The sequence below is a fragment of the Prevotella heparinolytica genome, assembly GCF_004342845.1.
GTDB lineage: Bacteria > Bacteroidota > Bacteroidia > Bacteroidales > Bacteroidaceae > Bacteroides > Bacteroides heparinolyticus.
On the sequence record NZ_SLXB01000057.1, the window covers coordinates 1 to 2,142 of the forward strand.

Annotated in this window: 1 protein-coding gene; it reads right to left on the minus strand. The window is 38.0% G+C overall.

Annotated features, from left to right (window positions below; translation table 11 throughout):
• Window positions 1–33: 33 nt before the first annotated feature.
• Window positions 34–1,038 carry a hypothetical protein gene (locus EV202_RS14890; protein ID WP_131927615.1) on the minus strand — a complete coding sequence of 335 codons (1,005 nt, stop codon included), beginning with the start codon at window positions 1,036–1,038 and terminating at the stop codon, window positions 34–36.
• Window positions 1,039–2,142 lie beyond the last annotated feature (1,104 nt).

Consider the following 2,142-nt stretch of genomic DNA (forward strand, 5'->3'; position numbering starts at 1 on the left):
CACTGAAAGGCTCGAAAGTCAGAACCGACTGACTCACAAATCATTCACGCTATTTCGCCTTTTCTTGAACCTTGGGGATAGATTTTTTTCAAAAACATCCAATGAACCATTGATATGGCCGATGTGTTGGTTACTGCCATTGTAGAACTTTTCTACATTGCCAGAGTTGCTTGTGATAGACGTTTGGCGTGTGGGCTGTGTGGTAGAAGCTCGACGTGCAGCTTGTTCGGCTTGTTGTTTTCGTTCTGTTTCTTTCTGCTCGGCCTGCCTCTTCTGTTCCGCCAAATAAGCTTCTCGTTCTTTAATAATGACATTGTCATCTTTCATTTTCCAAGTCTGCTTGTATTCACTGCGCATTGAGGCATAAAGAGACTGCAATTGCTTATAAAGTTGTTGGTATCGGGCATCTTTTGCGGATATGTCACCTTTATATAATCTCATTTCTCTGGTAGCATTGGCTTGAGCCAAGTAGTATTCTTTGCTGTTCGCACCTGCCGAAGGTGCGTTTACCTTATCTATGTAGAACTGGAGGACGTCACAGGTGCTGCTTTGCTTTGTCTCCTCGGAGGATGTATCGTAGGCGGGCATACCTTTGTAGATTAGTTCGTTTGCTTCATTCATAACCTTCTCATTTTCGGTCAACCAATCTTGCATCTGCTGCTTGTCGGTTCTTTCATTAGCTCCCAGCAAGCTAAATAGTTTGGCGGTCTGATAGCAGTGCAGGCATGCCAGATGTTCCATGTCTTTTTCGGCTATGGCTGTTTTTATTTGCTTCAGCCCATAGGCTAAATTAGCAAAGAGTTCCTCTGGTTCGGATTGTTCGTTAAAATCAGATTGTCGGGCAATAGAGTACATTCTTTGTTCGTGTACCTTGTCTGAGACTTTCTTTTCGGTATCATTGACTTCTTTGACAATTTGGGCTGTCGCAGCTTTTTTTACTCTTTCTTTCAGTGCCCGAAACTGTGCATTCGCGGCAAAAGAAGCCGAGAATAGCAATACTGCTACAGTGTATAGGATTTTAAACCATTTTGTTTTCATAGCTTTTCTTATTTAGTTAAAGTTCATATTAATTTCAAGGCCTTTTTTGTGATAAATAGAAAACAGGTTAATTCGTTTTAGTTTTCATTATTATCAATGTGATTATCCTCCTTCGCTCTTCTTTCTGATATTGAAAGATGGAAAAAACTTCTCAGAAAATTTTCCTTTGTAGAGTTTAAAGGTCAATGATTATCAGATACTTTTAGTTGTATGCAAAAATAAGAAAAAAATAAATATAACGGACAATGTTTTTCGTTTTTTATTACTTACCTTTATCTGTTCATTTTTAGACGGCTGTAGATTTGTCAAGTAAGCTATCTTTTGATTTACTAGGATTGGTAATATCAAGCGGATCCGAAAATTTGGTTGTCTGTTTACACCTCTTTCCGATTTATGCTACTAGAAGTGTAGGTTTAACTTGTAAGTAAGTGAACAAAATTAGTTTATATAACCCGTTGGCGGAATTAATTTAGTGCATGGTTAATTCTGCCGATAGGTAAAATTAATAATAATAATACAGGACTCATTTCTGAATCTTGTATTCCGATTTTCAGCACGATTACATGCTTTATAATTTTATGAAACACCTTAAGCTACGATAATAGCCCCAAGAGGGACTTTGTAACAAAATTTCCGAACCATGCCGTTTTTCTTGGCCAACCATCAGGATACAATCTCCTACCCCCGCCAGAACCCCTTCTGACAAGGGTATGGATCAGTATACGACTGATGCCACATCAGTATACGACAGAGGGTACATCAGTCGTATACTGATCTACCTTCTGTATAGGAGTGAGAAAAGACAACTCTGTTTTCTTTCTCAAAAGGAAAAGAACAAAGACTTTTTTGTAAAGATATTCTCCTATTCCTTTATCAACACATCATCAGGAATTAGGGGGGCAATCAGTTTGTTCAATTGCTTCATTCTTCGAGATTGGCTGATAATAATTTCATGAAGAGATCGGGTATGCGTTATAATTATTCCGCCAACGGATTTTATATAAAACAACACTGCTGGGCACTTAATCCCATCTGATTTTCAATTGTTTATAATTTAGTTCTTTGACATTTTTGTAATCGCAATCGGTAAGTATCTCTCTTACA